11 protein-coding genes are annotated in these 14,068 nt (G+C 63.6%); 6 read left to right on the top strand and 5 right to left on the bottom strand.

Features of this window, described 5'->3' with window-relative positions; genetic code table 11:
- The first annotated feature begins 638 nt into the window (after window positions 1-638).
- The gene (locus DFR50_RS17170; RefSeq protein ID WP_170153257.1) at window positions 639-1,091 is read left to right on the top strand and encodes a phasin family protein; all 453 of its coding nucleotides are present in this window, start codon (window positions 639-641) and stop codon (window positions 1,089-1,091) included.
- Between the two features lie 143 nt (window positions 1,092-1,234).
- A complete protein-coding gene (locus DFR50_RS17165) occupies window positions 1,235-2,041 on the top strand; it encodes a PRC-barrel domain-containing protein (protein ID WP_113890502.1) in 807 nt (268 codons plus the stop codon).
- Between the two features lie 94 nt (window positions 2,042-2,135).
- Here the strand turns inward: DFR50_RS17165 and DFR50_RS17160 are convergent, their stop codons facing one another.
- Window positions 2,136-2,375, bottom strand: coding sequence for a hypothetical protein (locus DFR50_RS17160; RefSeq protein WP_113890501.1), 240 nt, complete (start codon window positions 2,373-2,375; stop codon window positions 2,136-2,138).
- Window positions 2,376-3,023: 648 nt separating this feature from the next.
- On the opposite strand from DFR50_RS17160, the gene DFR50_RS17155 reads away from it, so the two are divergent.
- The 4 genes from DFR50_RS17155 (at window position 3,024) to DFR50_RS17140 (ending at window position 8,014) form a co-directional block, all read left to right on the top strand.
- Window positions 3,024-3,212, top strand: a complete 189-nt coding sequence (locus tag DFR50_RS17155; protein WP_113890500.1) for a hypothetical protein — start codon at window positions 3,024-3,026, stop codon at window positions 3,210-3,212.
- Window positions 3,213-3,730: 518 nt separating this feature from the next.
- Window positions 3,731-4,450, top strand: coding sequence for an ABC transporter ATP-binding protein (locus tag DFR50_RS17150; RefSeq protein ID WP_245427874.1), 720 nt, complete (start codon window positions 3,731-3,733; stop codon window positions 4,448-4,450).
- On the top strand, window positions 4,447-6,915 hold the full coding sequence (locus tag DFR50_RS17145; RefSeq protein ID WP_113890498.1) for an FtsX-like permease family protein: 2,469 nt from the start codon (window positions 4,447-4,449) through the stop codon (window positions 6,913-6,915). The genes DFR50_RS17150 and DFR50_RS17145 overlap by 4 nt, the downstream gene beginning before the upstream one ends.
- Window positions 6,905-8,014, top strand: a complete 1,110-nt coding sequence (locus DFR50_RS17140; RefSeq protein WP_113890497.1) for a lipocalin-like domain-containing protein — start codon at window positions 6,905-6,907, stop codon at window positions 8,012-8,014. Before DFR50_RS17145 ends, DFR50_RS17140 begins: the two co-directional genes overlap by 11 nt.
- Before the next feature lie 138 nt (window positions 8,015-8,152).
- Here the strand turns inward: DFR50_RS17140 and DFR50_RS17135 are convergent, their stop codons facing one another.
- The 4 genes from DFR50_RS17135 to DFR50_RS17120 form a co-directional block, all read right to left on the bottom strand.
- The gene (locus DFR50_RS17135; RefSeq protein WP_113890496.1) at window positions 8,153-8,335 is read right to left on the bottom strand and encodes a hypothetical protein; all 183 of its coding nucleotides are present in this window, start codon (window positions 8,333-8,335) and stop codon (window positions 8,153-8,155) included.
- A gap of 596 nt (window positions 8,336-8,931) precedes the next feature.
- Window positions 8,932-10,656 carry an aspartate-alanine antiporter gene (gene aspT, locus DFR50_RS17130; RefSeq protein WP_170153256.1) on the bottom strand — a complete coding sequence of 575 codons (1,725 nt, stop codon included), beginning with the start codon at window positions 10,654-10,656 and terminating at the stop codon, window positions 8,932-8,934.
- A gap of 131 nt (window positions 10,657-10,787) precedes the next feature.
- On the bottom strand, window positions 10,788-12,395 hold the full coding sequence (locus DFR50_RS17125) for a bifunctional aspartate transaminase/aspartate 4-decarboxylase (protein ID WP_113890494.1): 1,608 nt from the start codon (window positions 12,393-12,395) through the stop codon (window positions 10,788-10,790).
- Window positions 12,396-12,435: 40 nt separating this feature from the next.
- Complete coding sequence (locus DFR50_RS17120; RefSeq protein WP_113890493.1) at window positions 12,436-14,031, bottom strand: amino acid permease; 1,596 nt, start codon at window positions 14,029-14,031, stop codon at window positions 12,436-12,438.
- Window positions 14,032-14,068 lie beyond the last annotated feature (37 nt).

Below are 14,068 nucleotides of genomic sequence, written 5' to 3'. Positions count from 1 at the left end.
ACATTATGATTGTACTGGGGTCCGCGCTCCGCGAACGCGCAAGACTCGGAATGTACCTATGGGCAGCAAGGATCCGGATTGAAATGCTGGCTCCTCGGCTACCCGCAACGCCGCGGACGGCGTGTGTGCTTCCCATCGAGCGACGATAAAATCGGAGTTGTGTAGGTAAATTCCGAATCTGGCGTCTCCTGATATTCTATGCGACCGGTCGAGTTCAAATCGGTCGTCACCTCACCAACCATATGGCGGCGATGAGTTACCAGGCTTCTTCTGGAATAGAAAAATGCGGTGCGAACTGAGCCCCAGGGCGAGGTTGCGACGAGTAAGTGGGCGGCGTTGGCTCACGAATATGAGCGCACCGGTTGCGATCACGAGGCGTGCGCCAAATACGGTTGGTCGCAATCGAATAAATGACCTCAAGATATCGATTTCATCGTCGTCCTCGGCATGCGCAGCGGTCGAGTGCCCACCCACAGAGAGAGGCGCAAAGTTTAGCGCCAAACATGGCGCGGCGGCTCTGCCCTCCCGAGGGCGCTTTTTGAATAGAGCGCGGAATGCGATCTAACGCTTTGCTACCGAAGTCTGGCGGCCGGAGTGGCCGACAGCAAAAAGGGTTAACAGCGAGAGGAGCGACCAAGATGCCGACGAAGTCGAAAGAGGCGCCGAAGGAAGACGTCAATAAACAACTGGCGGAAGGAATTCGGGACTCAGCAAGTCGGATCTGGTTGGCCGGGGTCGGCGCCTTCACCGCGGCCCAGAAGCAAGGAACCGGAGTTTTTGAGTCGCTGGTCGAAGAAGGCGAACGGGTTCAAAAACAGGTCAAGAATGCCGCCGAAGATGCATATACCGGTGTTGTGACGAAGGCTTCCCAGGCGTGGGATCAACTATCACCCGACCAGTTGGGGCGCCCGTTTGAAGACAGTGTGGCGCGAGCGCTTCGCGTTTTGCGCATTCCGACCAGGGAAGATGTTGAGAAGCTTTCGCATCGCGTTGCGGAACTTACCAAGATCATTAGGACTCTATTGGAAGAGACGGAGGCGTCGGGAGGAAAACGCAGTCCCCGCGCTCACGCGGCAAGCAAGCGCGCCTGAATCGCGCGCGGCAGTGGCACTGAAGCGGCCGACGCGAGCGCAGCGCCGATAATGTCAGACACGATGGATAACACGCCGGTCTTCCGCCCGCTGCCGACTAGCCAAAGCCAACAAGGGGGCGATTAACCAGGAGTGACCGCACCATGTTGTTCGCCGTTAGCGGTTTGCTCGGATGCCCCGTCGAGGCAGGCGACGGCCATGTTGGCTCCGTCAAGGACTTCCTGTTCGACGACCGGAGCTGGAAGGTCCGCTGGATGGTGGTTGACACCGGACATTGGTTGCCCGGTCGCCAGGTATTGATCCACCCCTCAGCGATCGCTCCGTTGGACCTCGCTCCGGCAAGACGCGTTCTGCCGATGATGACTACGGGCGACACGCCGGTCGTGTCGGTCCGGCTGACCAAGGAGCAGATCGAGGCGAGTCCGGATGCGCGCCAGGATGAGCCGGTGACGAAGCAAATGGAGACCGACGTTTACGACCATTATGGGTGGGATCCGGCGTGGGGAACGACGTATTTTGGCGCAAGCGACATCGCCTCGCCGCTTTTGGAGCCGCTGATCTTTTCGGAGAATGCAGCGCGTCAGGCGGCGGACAGGGAAAGCCATCGCAGCGAGGGCGATCCGCATCTGCGCAGCTTCGTCTCGGTCAACGGCTATCACGTCCACGCAACCGACGGCGACCTCGGCCACGTAGAAAATTTCCTGGCCGACGACGTCAACTGGGACATCCGCTATCTCGTCATCGCCACCCGGGATTGGTGGCCGGGAAAGCATGTCCAACTGGCGCCGTTTGCGGTGAAGGACATCGACTGGTCCGAACATCACATCAATGTCGATGTCACTCGCGATCAGGTGAAATCAAGCCCAGCCTGGGACCCGCTGGCCCTGGAGGACCAGGTCGGCGAGCGACAATTACACCGCCATTTCGGCTGGCCAGGCTACGGCTGGTAGCACGAACTGAAGATTGCGGATGTCGATTTGCGCTTCATTTGAGACCATGGGCAAAGCTGTACGTCCCAGGGAATACCCGCGCGCCGACGAAACTCTATATTGCCGCTTCTGACTCGGGCGCCCGGCTCCTGCGGGTTCGCGCCTCGGCGAAGCTTTTCTCGATCTCGCGGGCGGCGAGACGGTAGAGCTGGCAATTCCTGACGGCGCGCATATTCGCGGCGACCTCCGTTAGATGCAAAGCCTCGTCCTGCGCCTCAAGGCCGAACCGAATAATCAAGTCCGTCGCGACGGCGACGACTTCTTCCCTTGTCGGATCAAAGAATGGCAGGCGCATTGCGTGGGCCAATTGCGAAGCCGGCGGGCGAGCGAGACGAGAACCGCGTCTCGTCCAGGATGAAGCCGATAACGGCGTATGAGCACCGCAGGCGGCCTCAGCCGGCCTGCCCGTCCTCATTCAAATCGCCCGCGCCCGCAAGGTCAACGGCGACGTCATCGTCGGGCAGCGGCCCACGCCGGACAGATGAGCGGCCGACCTCGCCGCCGAAATCGGAGCCGACATCTCTCGACAGTCCGCGCCGCCCGCGGTCCTTTGAGGAAAATCGCGCTTTGGGCGACTAAGGACCGGCGGAACAATAACTGAATCGCGCTCTGTTGGGGTGCGTCTGGATGACTTGGCTTGCTGGGATTCCGGATTTCGGCGAACCGGCGTACGCGGGTCGGATGATCGACGAAGGCGTTCCGAGGGAATCCATCGTCGGAAGCGTCAATTGATCCAACAGGCGATTGTTGCCGTATCTCTAAGTCGCCCGGAAAAGCGCAGTCGTTGGCGCTCGCGTCAAGCGAAAGCCATGTTGCAGCGCACAATCAGGGCCGTGCATCGTCAATGTCAGGCTGGAGTGACCCCAATGTGGGTTCGTGCTCGCACTATCCGCGTGCTGCCTTCGTCGTGGGGATTCCAGGCAGGACAACAGAGGAGGCTTCAATGACGACAAGCTCAAGAAAGTTCTGTGCCGTGATCATCGAGCGAAACGGAGAGGAACTCGCGCGGGACGTCCTCCATATCGACGGCGCCGCGGACGCTCGCAGCAGGCTTATGCAGCTTGTGAGGCGGCATGAGATCGACCCCTTCGACGAGCCGATCAATTGCAGGGTCGTGGAACTCTCCGAATAAGCGTGGATGTGATCAAGTCACGAACGACACCCCGTCCCCCGCGGAGCCTGGACGGCGCGCCGGACGAGACGCCTTTCGCCCAGTCGGGCCAGCGCTTTGCGCGGCGTACGGGTTCACCATCGCGGCAGTGACCGAAACGAGACAGGGAACGTCATGAATCAGACTCAGTCCGTCCAATCAGAAGGGGACGGACTGTTTCGCGTGAGGGCGGGCGTTCGCTGAGTTCAGGGAGCTCAAGCGCGGCACGCTGCAGATCGTCGCCAGCCCGACCATCGCCGGCTACTGGCTGCAGACCCTCACGAGGAACCACGAAACGTTCGCTTTCCCGATCCTCGATCCGCCACTTACGGATCAGCCCGTGCTCGCGATCCATGGTTCTTATGGCCGAAAGACGGAATGACGATATCGCCGGCAGAAGCCGTCAGGCTGCGGTTTCGCCTTTGGGTCTCTTACAGGAATCACCTCGCGTTCTATCTTCCCGGTGAAGCTGAAACCCATCAATGAAATGCGACGCGACCATGGATGACGCAGCCCAAACCGAACGAAGCGGCGATACGGCGGGCCAGGCCCGTGCGTCCGTGCTGCGCGTCATCGGCTTGAAGAAGAGCTATCTGACGCCTCAAGGTCGCGTCGCCGTCCTGAGGGGCGTCGATCTCTCGCTCGAGGCCGGCGCGAGCGTCGCCCTGATGGGAGAATCCGGCAGCGGCAAGAGCACGCTCCTGCATCTCGTCGCGGGACTCGACGACGCCGAAGACGGCGAGATTTTCGTGGACGGCGCCGAGGTGACAGGGCTTTCCGACTTCGGACGCGCTGCGCTGAGGCGTGAGACCCTGGCCGTCGTTTTCCAGCAGTTCAACCTGATCTCCAGTCTCACGATCCGCGCCAATGTCGCGTTTCAGGCGCGCCTCGCCGGCCGCTTCGACCCGGTCTGGCAGGAGGAGCTGATCCATCGCCTCGGGTTGGGAAATCTCCTTGACCGCTATCCCGAACAGCTGTCCGGCGGCCAGCAACAGCGCGCCGCCATCGGGCGGGCGCTCGCCGTTCGTCCGCGTCTCCTGCTGGCGGATGAGCCCACCGGCAACCTCGACGAAGCGACGGCCGACGACTTCATGGAGCTTGCGCTCGACGTCGTCGCCGCGACGGGCTGCGCTTTCCTGATGGTGACTCACAGCGCGCGACTGGCGGCGAGACTCGAACGGCAGGTCCGACTCAGCGCGGGAGTGATCGAAAAGCCGTGAAACAGGTCTATTGGACGCTCGTCACGCTTCTGAGCCATTGGCGCCGGCGCCCGGCCAATTTCGCCGCTTTGTTCGTCGGGCTGGCGATCGCCACGGCGCTTTGGAGCGGAGTCCAGGCGCTGAACGAGCACGCGCGCAAAAGTTATGATCGCGCTGCTTCGGCTTTCGGCGGCGGCGAGGCACAAAGCCTGGTCCCAACGAGCGGCGGCGCGATTGCGCAGGATCTTTTCGTCAAGCTGCGGCTGGCGGGCTGGAAGGTGTCGCCGGCGCTCGAAGGAACGGTTCTCATTCGCGGCATGCCCTTCCTGCTGATCGGGATCGAGCCCCTGACCCTGCCTCGCGGCGTTCGCTATGGCGACCTTGCGGGCGACAAGGGTTTCGGCGCCTTTTCCGCGCCGCCGGGAGAGACCATCGCCGCGCCGGAGACCTTGCGTGATCTCGGCGCCGCGGCAGGCGCTGCCGTCGCCATCGATGGCGGGAGGGCGCTGCCGCCGATCCGGCCGAGCGTCGGGACGCCGCCCGGGCTGCTGGTCGTCGACATCGGCATCGCGCAAGCGTTGCTCGGCCGGCCCGGACAGCTTTCACTACTGATCCTGCAGCAGGAGCCTGACGTCGAGACGCCGCCGCTGGCGACGGTCACCGGCGGCGCGCTGCGCCTTCGCCCGCCCGGCGAAGAGGAGGCCGACCTGCGGCGGCTGACCGAAAGCTTCCATCTGAACCTGACGGCTTTCGGGCTGCTCTCCTGTCTCGTCGGGCTGTTCATCGTTCACGCGGCCTATGGACTGGCCTTCGAACAGCGATTGGCGATGGTGCGAACGATGCGCGCGGTCGGCTTGTCCTCGCGCGCGCTCGTCGCCGCGATGCTCGGTGAATTGGCGCTGCTGGCGCTGGCCGCCGGGAGCGCCGGCGTCGTAGCCGGCTACTGGCTTGCGTCCGCGCTCCTGCCCAATGTCGCGGCCAGTCTCGATGCGCTTTACGGCGGACAGGTGTCGGGAAGGCTGGCGCTCGATGGCGGATGGCTGCTGTCGGGTCTCGGCATCGCCCTCCTCGGCGCGCTCGTCGCGGCCGCGGGCGGCCTCTGGAAAGCGCTTCGCCTGCCTGTTCTGGTCGCCGCTCAACCCTTCGCGTGGCGGAAAGCGCAGCAACGCTTCATGCGACGCCGGGCGTGTCTCTCGCTCTTTGCCTTCGCCGCGTCGCTCGCGGCGTATGTTTGGGGCAAAAACCTCTATTCGGGTTTCGCGGTGATCGCCGGGCTGCTGCTCGGCGCTGCGCTGCTGGCGCCGATTCTGCTCGCCGGCGCCTTGCATATTGGCGAAATGAGCGCGCGCGCGCCGCTGGCGCAATGGTTCTGGGCGGACAGCCGGCAGCAACTTCCCGGGCTCTCGCTTGCCTTGACGGCCCTGCTGCTGGCCCTGGCGACCAATGTCGGCGTCGGCGGCATGGTCGAAGGCTTTCGTCAGACCTTCACGCATTGGCTGGACGGACGGCTGGTCGAGGAAGTCTATTTCGAAGCGGCGGGCGACGCCGAAGCCCGGCGGATCGAATCGTGGCTCTCGACGCGGCCGGAGGTCTTGGCGTTACTGCCGGCGGCGAGAACGACCGTCAGGCTCGCCGGCTGGCCGACCCAGGTCGTGGGCATGACCTCCCATGAGACCTACCGATCGCACTTCCCGATGCTCGCGCAAGTTGCCGATTCCTGGGATGAGGTGAAGCGTGGCGACGGCGTGCTCGTCAGCGAACAGCTCGCGCGCCGCCTGGATCTCGCCCTCGGGTCGGAGCTCGCAATTCCTACGGCGGGCGGGATCTGGCGCCCAAGAATCGTCGGCGTCTTTCCCGATTACGGCAATCCGAAGGGACAATTGCGGATCGACATCGATGCGCTTGCGCGGCGCTGGCCCGACGCGCCGCGGGTGACGTTCGGATTGAGGGTTGCGCCGGACGCGGTTTCCAGATTGATCGTGGCCATGCAAAGCCAGTTCGGCGCGCAGATCGTCCGCATCGCCGACCAGGCCGCCATCAAGAAAATCTCGACGCGAATCTTCGAGCACACGTTTGCGGTGACGGCGGCGCTCAACACGCTCACCCTCGTCGTCTCGGCCATCGCCCTGCTGGCGAGCCTGACGACGCTCGGCGACATCCGTCTGGCCCAAGTCGCGCCCGTCTGGGCGACGGGCGTGCCGCGGCGGCGCCTGGCGCAGCTCGAATTCCTGAGAATCCTCCTGCTCACTGCCGCCACCGCCGTCATCTCGTTGCCGCTCGGGCTTGCCCTGGCGTGGTGCCTGGTGGCGGTTGTCAACGTGCAGGCCTTCGGCTGGCGCCTTCCGTTCTATCTCTTTCCCGGGCAGTGGCTCGAGATTCTGGCGCTTGCGCTGCTGACCGCGGGAATCGCCGCGATGGCGCCGATCATCCGTTTCGCCCGGACCACGCCGGCGCAGTTGGCGAGGGTTTTTGCCAATGAGCGCTAGATGGATTGTGTTGGTCGTTCTTGCCGCGCTGGCCTTGGCCGCGGCGCCGGCCGCCTTCGCGGAAGGGGCCGACAAAGGGTTCGCGGGACTGGGCGCGGAAGCGGCGGGTTTCGACCGGCCAATTCCGGGAACGCCGCTGGTCTTCCCGCGGGATCTTGGCCCCCATCCCGGCTTTCGCACGGAATGGTGGTATCTGACCGCCAATCTCGAAGACGAATCCGGCGCCGCCTACGGCGTTCAATGGACGCTGTTCCGCCAGGCTGGCGCGCCGGGAGACGAGCGCGAGGGATGGGCCAACCAGACGGTCTGGATGGGCCACGCGGCGGTGACCACCGCTACGGAGCATCTCTTCGCAGAAACCTTCGCCCGCGGCGGCGTCGGACAGGCCGGGGTGACCACGCAGCCGTTTCGCGCGTGGATCGACGACTGGATTTTCGAGGCGCGCCAGGAAGCGCCCGGCGCGGGCCTGGATGCTCCGGGGGCAGCGCTCTCGCGCGCAAGAATCTCGGCCAACGGCCCAGGCTTTCGCTATGCGTTCGATCTCGCCGCCGACAAGCCTCTTGTTCTCCATGGCGACCAGGGCTTCAGCCGCAAATCGGACGACGGGCGCGCCTCCTACTATTTCAGCCAGCCCTTCTTCAAGATCGATGGCGTCCTCGTGCTTCATGGAAGGAAGGTCGAGCTGTCGGGCCTTGCATGGATGGATCGGGAATGGAGCAGTCAACCTCTCGCTGCGACCCAAAAGGGTTGGGACTGGTTTTCGTTGCATCTCTCGACCGGCGAGAAGTTGATGGTCTTTCGGCTGAGAGACGGAACGTCACGTGATTTCTGCGCAGGGACCTGGATCGGCGCCGACGGCGCGGCGCAGACGCTCGATCGCAATGACATTACGCTTCTGCCGCTCTCGGAGACGCATCTCGCTGGGCGAGTTCTTCCCGTGAGCTGGAAGCTCCTTGTGAAGAGTCACGGGATCGACGTCGAAACGGCGCCGGTGAACGGCGCCAGCTGGATGGCGACAAGCTTCCCCTATTGGGAAGGCCCGATCAGCTTTCACGGCTCGCACGAGGGGAAAGGATACTTGGAGATGACGGGTTATTAAGCGCCACAGATCGAGGTGCCGATGCCTGCGCGTCGCAGGCAACCCTGCGAGGTGGTGGTGGTCCCATTTGCACGGTTCATTTTCGCGATCTGCAACGGCTTGGTCAGGAGGTCGATCGCACAACCTCGTAGCTGGTAGCTAACGCCGATGACCCAGACCAATTCCTAGCGCCAAGGCTTTTTGGCGCAATCCGCCCACGGTTCGCTTCATTGCTTTCGATATCGCCTCGACCGGAGTCCTTGCCTTGGAATGTTTCTTCAGATCACGCACTTCGTCCTTCGACCAAGGTCTTCTGGCGGGCGGTTTTGGTTTCTTCGCCATACTATAATTCTCCTGATGCGCCGCGGACCTCTTGATGGGCGCTCTTCTGCTCTCTAGCGCAGAATAGACTCGTATCATAAAGCACGCGACAAACGCCGTTCTGATTCGAAGCGATTCCGAACTTCATTGGGGTTCCGATCGGTCTTGTACCTTCTGTGGGGCATGGCGCAGGCGACGCGCGACCTGACGGAGCACCTGCGCTTGAGCGACATGGAGGCGAAAAGCTTTCGGCCCCCGTAACCGTTCGAAATTCCCGAGCGCGGTCGACACGCGGTCGTGCGACTGCAGCGCTTGGTGATGACGCGTTGCTCGTGACCTCGATCCGGTCAGCCGCGGGCAACGCGCTGCCCGATAGCGCGCGGCGTGTAGTCCGGCACGTTCTGTTGTTGTTGTGTCTGTCGAAACGGATATGGGACACTATGGAACCGAGAGCGCCACAATGCCGCCCTCCGTCCCAAGCGCAGGAGAACTTCGCTATGCTTACGAACGCGCGTTGTCGCGTTTCACCATTGACCGCAATCCGGCGCTTCGGTCGCGTTCGCCCGGGCCATCGGACGGTAGGAGTCCGCCCTTTGCGGACGCCCGAGATTGTCGGCCTAAGGCGAGACTGCATGGATGTTCATCGCCGCGAATGCCGCCACGAAGAGGGGACCGAGCAGCGGCAGCAGCACATTGGCGATCGCGTAGGTCACGGTGTAGCCGACGACCGGAACAGAATTGCCCGCGGCGGCCTCGGTCGCCTTGATCGCGGGCGTGCTGGCCTGCTGACCGGCGATGGCGCCGCAAAGTATCGCCGGCTCCATGTGCAGGAGATAGCGGCCAATGTAGATCGACGCGGTCGTGGGAACGAGTGAGATGAAGATCGCCGAGACCGGCAGTTCCCAACCGCGGGCTCTCAGAAGCGCCACGACGCTCGTCGCCGAAGTCAGCCCGATGGCGGCGATATAGACCGACAGTCCGAGGTCCTTCAGGATCTGCGACGCTGCCGGCGGGAACCTCCCGAAGGTCGGCCGCCTCGAACGCAGCCACCCGAAACCGAGGCCCGACAGCAGAGCGCCGGCGCTCCCCAGCGCAAGCGGCACGCCGGCCAGGGGCACGGTGACCAGGCCAATCAGAATACCGAGAACCAGACCTCCGCCGAGATAGACGAAATCCGTCGTGTCGTTGGGGGCTTCCGCCTCGCCGAGCAGGCGGGCGGCGCGCGCCACATCCTCCGGCTTGCCATAGAGCCTCAAGACGTCGCCGGTGCGGACCTTCGCTCCCGGCAGAGGCGGGAGGCTCCGATCCATCCGCTTGATCCCCGCGAGATAAACGCCGCGGCAATGGGACGCGCGAAGGAGGTCGACGATCGCCGCGGCGTCCGTGCGGTGCATGTCGCGGCGAGTCAGCACGACGTCCCGCGTTTCGACAATGAAGTCGACGTCGGCGGGCGCGCCGAGTTCCGGACCGAAGACGCGCGCCGCGTCGGCAAGCGTCGCGCGAGGACCGGTCACCGCGACCTCGTCGCCGGTTTCGAGCAAGCAGGTTTCGAGCACGGGAACGGTCGTCGCGCCTCGCCTAATGCCCTCGATGGTCGAAGCGCCGCTGAGCTCGGTTTCGAGCGCCGCGACCGTCTTGCCGGCGGCGGCGGCGACCCGGAAACCACGGCTGCCGAACGACGGGAAGGAATGGGTCTGGTCGGCGTCGAGGTTCTCGTCTGCGCCCCCAAGCTTCGCCATGACCTTGCGCGCCTCCGCGCGCAGGTTGATGCCAAGGAGCCTCGGCGCAAGCTGGCTGGCGAACAACACGATGGTGATAAGGCTGAAGATATACGACAGCGCATACGCGCTCGCGACATTCGCCTGCTGCGCTTTGGTCACGTCGGTTGCGAGCCCGAGCCGACCGATCGCCTCGCTCGCAGTGCCGACCATGGCCGATTCGGTGGCCGATCCGGCCAGCAGCCCACTCGCCGTGCCGACATCGAGCTTGAACAGCCAGGTGGCGACAAAGGCCACGACGACGATCAGGACGACTTCGACGCCGACCAGCAGGCCCCAGGTCCAGGTCGTGCGGTCGACGCTGGCGAAGAACTGCGGCGCGACCGAGAAGCCAAGGGCATAGATGAAGAGCGTGAACATGAAGCGCTGGAGGCTGGGGTCGATGGCGACGCCGACTTGCCCGATCACGAGCGCCGCGATCAGCGTCCCCGCCACCCCGCCGAGTTGAAACGGTCCGAACTTAATGCCCCCAACCGCGTAGCCGACAATGAGCGCGGCGAAGATCGCAAGCTCAGGGCGTTCGGACAAGAGTCCTTTCAGCATGCCGAAGAGGTCCTGAAACATCGCGAAGGCTCCTTCATTCAGACGGATCCCATCAGACGCAACCGCGTTCGATGTCGTTGAGCCCATGCGCCCCGGGGGGCGATCCGCCGCGAGGGCCGCCATGAGGGGCCGCCCCGAACGGATACAGCGCGTTACTCGGCCGCGGCGGAGGCGCGGTGAAGAAATTCCTGGTGGTACTCTTCGGCTAGGGTTCGGATCACCCGTCCAATATTCGTGTATTCATATTCATCGAGGTTCGCGAGCGATGCACGGGCGGATGGATGCAGGGTTCCGAATCCCTTGCCCGGCAGCAAGACGACGCCGCCCTCGTCCGCGAGCCGGAACAGCATTTCGAGCGGCTCCTTCTTCGCGAGCATCCATTGGGCGAACTCGGCGCCGTAAAGTTCGGAGGCAATCGCCTCGAGATCGAGCAACGTATAGTAGTCGGCGCCGTTCGGGTCCCGTTTGGCTGGCAGGCCGAGCTCCCGGTACAGGGCGCTCTGGCGGTGGCGCAGGACATGCTTGATCGCCTTCTTGTAGGACTCCTGCTCGTCCATCAGGGCAAACAGCGCGAAGAGGGCGATCTGAACCTGTTGCGGCGTCGAAAGCCCTGCCGTGTGGTTCTGCGCGACCGTCCGGCTGTCGGCGACCAACCGGTCGATGAACTTGAGTTTCCTCGGGTCGACGACGAGCGAGCCGTAGCGGCCGTCCAGAATGGCCTTGTCGCTCTCGGGCAGCGCCGCGAGCTGCTTATCGAGGATCGTGTCCCGATGCGTGGCGACGACTCCGAGACGCCATCCGGTCGCGCCAAAATATTTCGAGAAGGAATAGACCAGAATGGTGTTGTGCGGGCAGGTGGCGAACAGCGACACGAAACCGTCGACAAAGGTCCCGTAGACATCGTCGGTCAGGATGATGAGGTCGGGCCTCTGACGCTTGACGATGTCGCCGATCCGGGTGAGCGCGCGCCCATCGATTTTCACCGATGGCGGATTGCTGGGATTGACCACGAAGAAAGCCTTGACCGTGGGGTCAGCGAGCTTGTCGAGTTCCGCGTCTGCGTATTGCCAGCCGTGCGCCGGGTCCGCGTTCATCTGAACCTCGAGCAGCCGATAATCGTTGAGCTGCGGAATCTCGATGTAGGGCGTGAAAATCGGCATGCCGATCGCGATCTTGTCGCCCGGCGTCAGCAGCTTGTTCTCGCGCAGCGTCTCGAAGACGTAGGTGATGCCGGCCGTCCCGCCTTCGACCGCGAACAGGTCCATGCCGCCTGTCGGGAGCTGGCCGCCAGTCAGCTCCCGCACGAGATAATGGCCGACGATGGCTTCCGTGATCGCAAGCATGCGGGGCGGCGTGGGATAGCTGCAGGCGAGAATGCCGGATGTCAGCTCATGCAGGAAGGCCTGCGTCGAGAGGCCGAGTTGGTCGCGCACGTAGGAGACGGCCGAATTGAGGAAGGCGACCCCCGCTACGCCCGAACGGGCGGCGACGAAGCTGTCGAAGCGCGCCTCCAGGCCCTCGAGCCGGGGATGGCCGCCGACGCCTTCGGGCATATAGGCGAAAGACCGCTCGGCCTCTCCCATCGCGAACAATCCGAGTTGGAAAAAGCCGTGGCGAGGGATGGTTGCGAGGAAATTCGGGTTGCCGCGGCCCGCGTTGAGCATCAGGCGGTCCGCATGACTGGACGCGAGCTTTGTCAGGTTGTCCTTGAGCTCGAACGGGCTGAGCCTCGAAAACTTGCTGTAGTCGACGGCCTTCATGGGAGCGTCCTTTCAAGACGAAGAAGCGAGAACTCTGCTTTCAAGCCGCTCCCGCAGCGGCCGGGAGCACCGGGATTGGAGCGCCGGGCGGCGCGGGCCGGGAGTTTTTCGTCTCCCATTCGAACGGCTCGAAATCGGAATTCGGATCTTTCCAGGACTGCTTGCGGAAGGCGAAGACGATGAAGGGAATCGCGATCTCGACGAGCGTGCCGATCACCAGGAAGCCGATATAGATCGAAGCGTTTCCCGTGCCGATCTGCGAGGGCGGGTTGAAGCTCAGGAATCCCGAGACCAGCGCGCCAAGGAAGCCGACGACGCCGACAAGCCACATGCCGAAGTTCCCGCCCGGGATTTTGAACGGACGGACAATGTCGGGCTCAGTGTAGCGCAGGCGGATCGCGGCCACGAACATCGTCATGTACATCGCCAGAAACATCAGGTTCGAAATCTGGCTGAGAATCTGGAAAGCCGATTCGACAGACGGCAGGATCAGGAACGTCACGCAAAGCGCGGTGACGATCGCGGCCTGCAGGAGCAGGATGGGCACGGACATGCCGTGAGCGTTTGTCCTCTGCAGGATGTGGGGAAGGTGGCCGGCTTTGCCGACGGCCAGAAGTCCCGTTGAGGGGCCTGATGTCACGACATTGACCTGGCCGAGCACGCCAATGGCGACCATCAGGGCCATGATGTTGCCGACCCAGGGCAGGCCGATGGCGGCCCACAGATCGCGATAGGCGACCAGCAGGCTCGAAGCCAGATTGATGGACTTGTGCGGGATGACCACCCCGACGGCGAGCGTCCCGAGCACAAAGATGACTATCGTCATGATCGTCGCAATCAGGATCGACAGCGGATAGTCGCGGGCCGGATTCCTCATGTTCTTGACATGCACCGCCTGCGTTTCCATGCCGGCGTAGTAGAGGAAGATCCCGGCGGCGAGCACCATGCTGTGCCAGTCGCCGAAGTTAGGCAGAAACCCAGTGTCGAGAGGCATCTGGATTGGATTGCCCATGGCGACATAGACGCCGCCCAGACCGATCAGAATGGCGCCGGGAATGATCGTCCCGACCACCCCGGCGAATGTGCTCAGCCGGACCGAGGACTCCATGCCGCGGAAGGTGAAAACCGTGACCGCCCAGAAGACGACCAGCAGTACGGCCATCGCATAATATTTGTTCGTCGCGAGCGCCGCATCGAAGCTCTGCGGCCACCAGACGAAGGCGAGCGCCGCCGCGCCGAAAACCAGCACTGCGGGCAGCCACAAGACCCAGGCCTGCCACTGCCAATAGACGGCCGCGAACCCCCAGCGTGGCCCGAACGCCTCGCCGACCCAGCGGAACACGCCGCCCTGCTTGGGGAAGGTGGAGGCCAGCTCCGCGGCGACCAACGCGGTCGGGATCAGAAACACCACCGCGGCGAAGACGTAATAGAAAATGGAGACGAGCCCGTATTCCGCTTGCGCCGGCAGTCCGCGCAGACTGACGACGGTCATGAAATTCATGATGGCGAAGGCCATCATCGTGATGACGACAGGCTTGCCGCTCGCCTTGAGCTTGCCGCCGTGGGCGATTGCCGTACCAAGTTTGGCGAGCGGTTTGCCGGGACGTGCGCTTGGAGAAGATGCGGCGGTGGACATCGTCTTCGTCCTTTCAAGGAGACGGCCGGCAACGAGC

Origin of the sequence: Roseiarcus fermentans (assembly GCF_003315135.1) — a bacterium.
GTDB lineage: Bacteria > Pseudomonadota > Alphaproteobacteria > Rhizobiales > Beijerinckiaceae > Roseiarcus > Roseiarcus fermentans.
This window is presented reverse-complemented; position numbering and strand designations above follow the sequence as displayed.

Bases quoted from the DNA above. Each gene is read 5' to 3' on its own strand.
- DFR50_RS17170 (WP_170153257.1), top strand. From the start codon at position 639: ATGCCGACGAAGTCGAAAGAGGCGCCGAAGGAAGACGTCAATAAACAA.
- DFR50_RS17165 (WP_113890502.1), top strand. From the start codon at position 1,235: ATGTTGTTCGCCGTTAGCGGTTTGCTCGGATGCCCCGTCGAGGCAGGC.
- DFR50_RS17160 (WP_113890501.1), bottom strand. From the start codon at position 2,375: ATGCGCCTGCCATTCTTTGATCCGACAAGGGAAGAAGTCGTCGCCGTC.
- DFR50_RS17155 (WP_113890500.1), top strand. From the start codon at position 3,024: ATGACGACAAGCTCAAGAAAGTTCTGTGCCGTGATCATCGAGCGAAAC.
- DFR50_RS17150 (WP_245427874.1), top strand. From the start codon at position 3,731: ATGGATGACGCAGCCCAAACCGAACGAAGCGGCGATACGGCGGGCCAG.
- DFR50_RS17140 (WP_113890497.1), top strand. From the start codon at position 6,905: ATGAGCGCTAGATGGATTGTGTTGGTCGTTCTTGCCGCGCTGGCCTTG.
- DFR50_RS17135 (WP_113890496.1), bottom strand. From the start codon at position 8,335: ATGGCGAAGAAACCAAAACCGCCCGCCAGAAGACCTTGGTCGAAGGAC.
- aspT (WP_170153256.1), bottom strand. From the start codon at position 10,656: ATGTTTCAGGACCTCTTCGGCATGCTGAAAGGACTCTTGTCCGAACGC.
- DFR50_RS17125 (WP_113890494.1), bottom strand. From the start codon at position 12,395: ATGAAGGCCGTCGACTACAGCAAGTTTTCGAGGCTCAGCCCGTTCGAG.
- DFR50_RS17120 (WP_113890493.1), bottom strand. From the start codon at position 14,031: ATGTCCACCGCCGCATCTTCTCCAAGCGCACGTCCCGGCAAACCGCTC.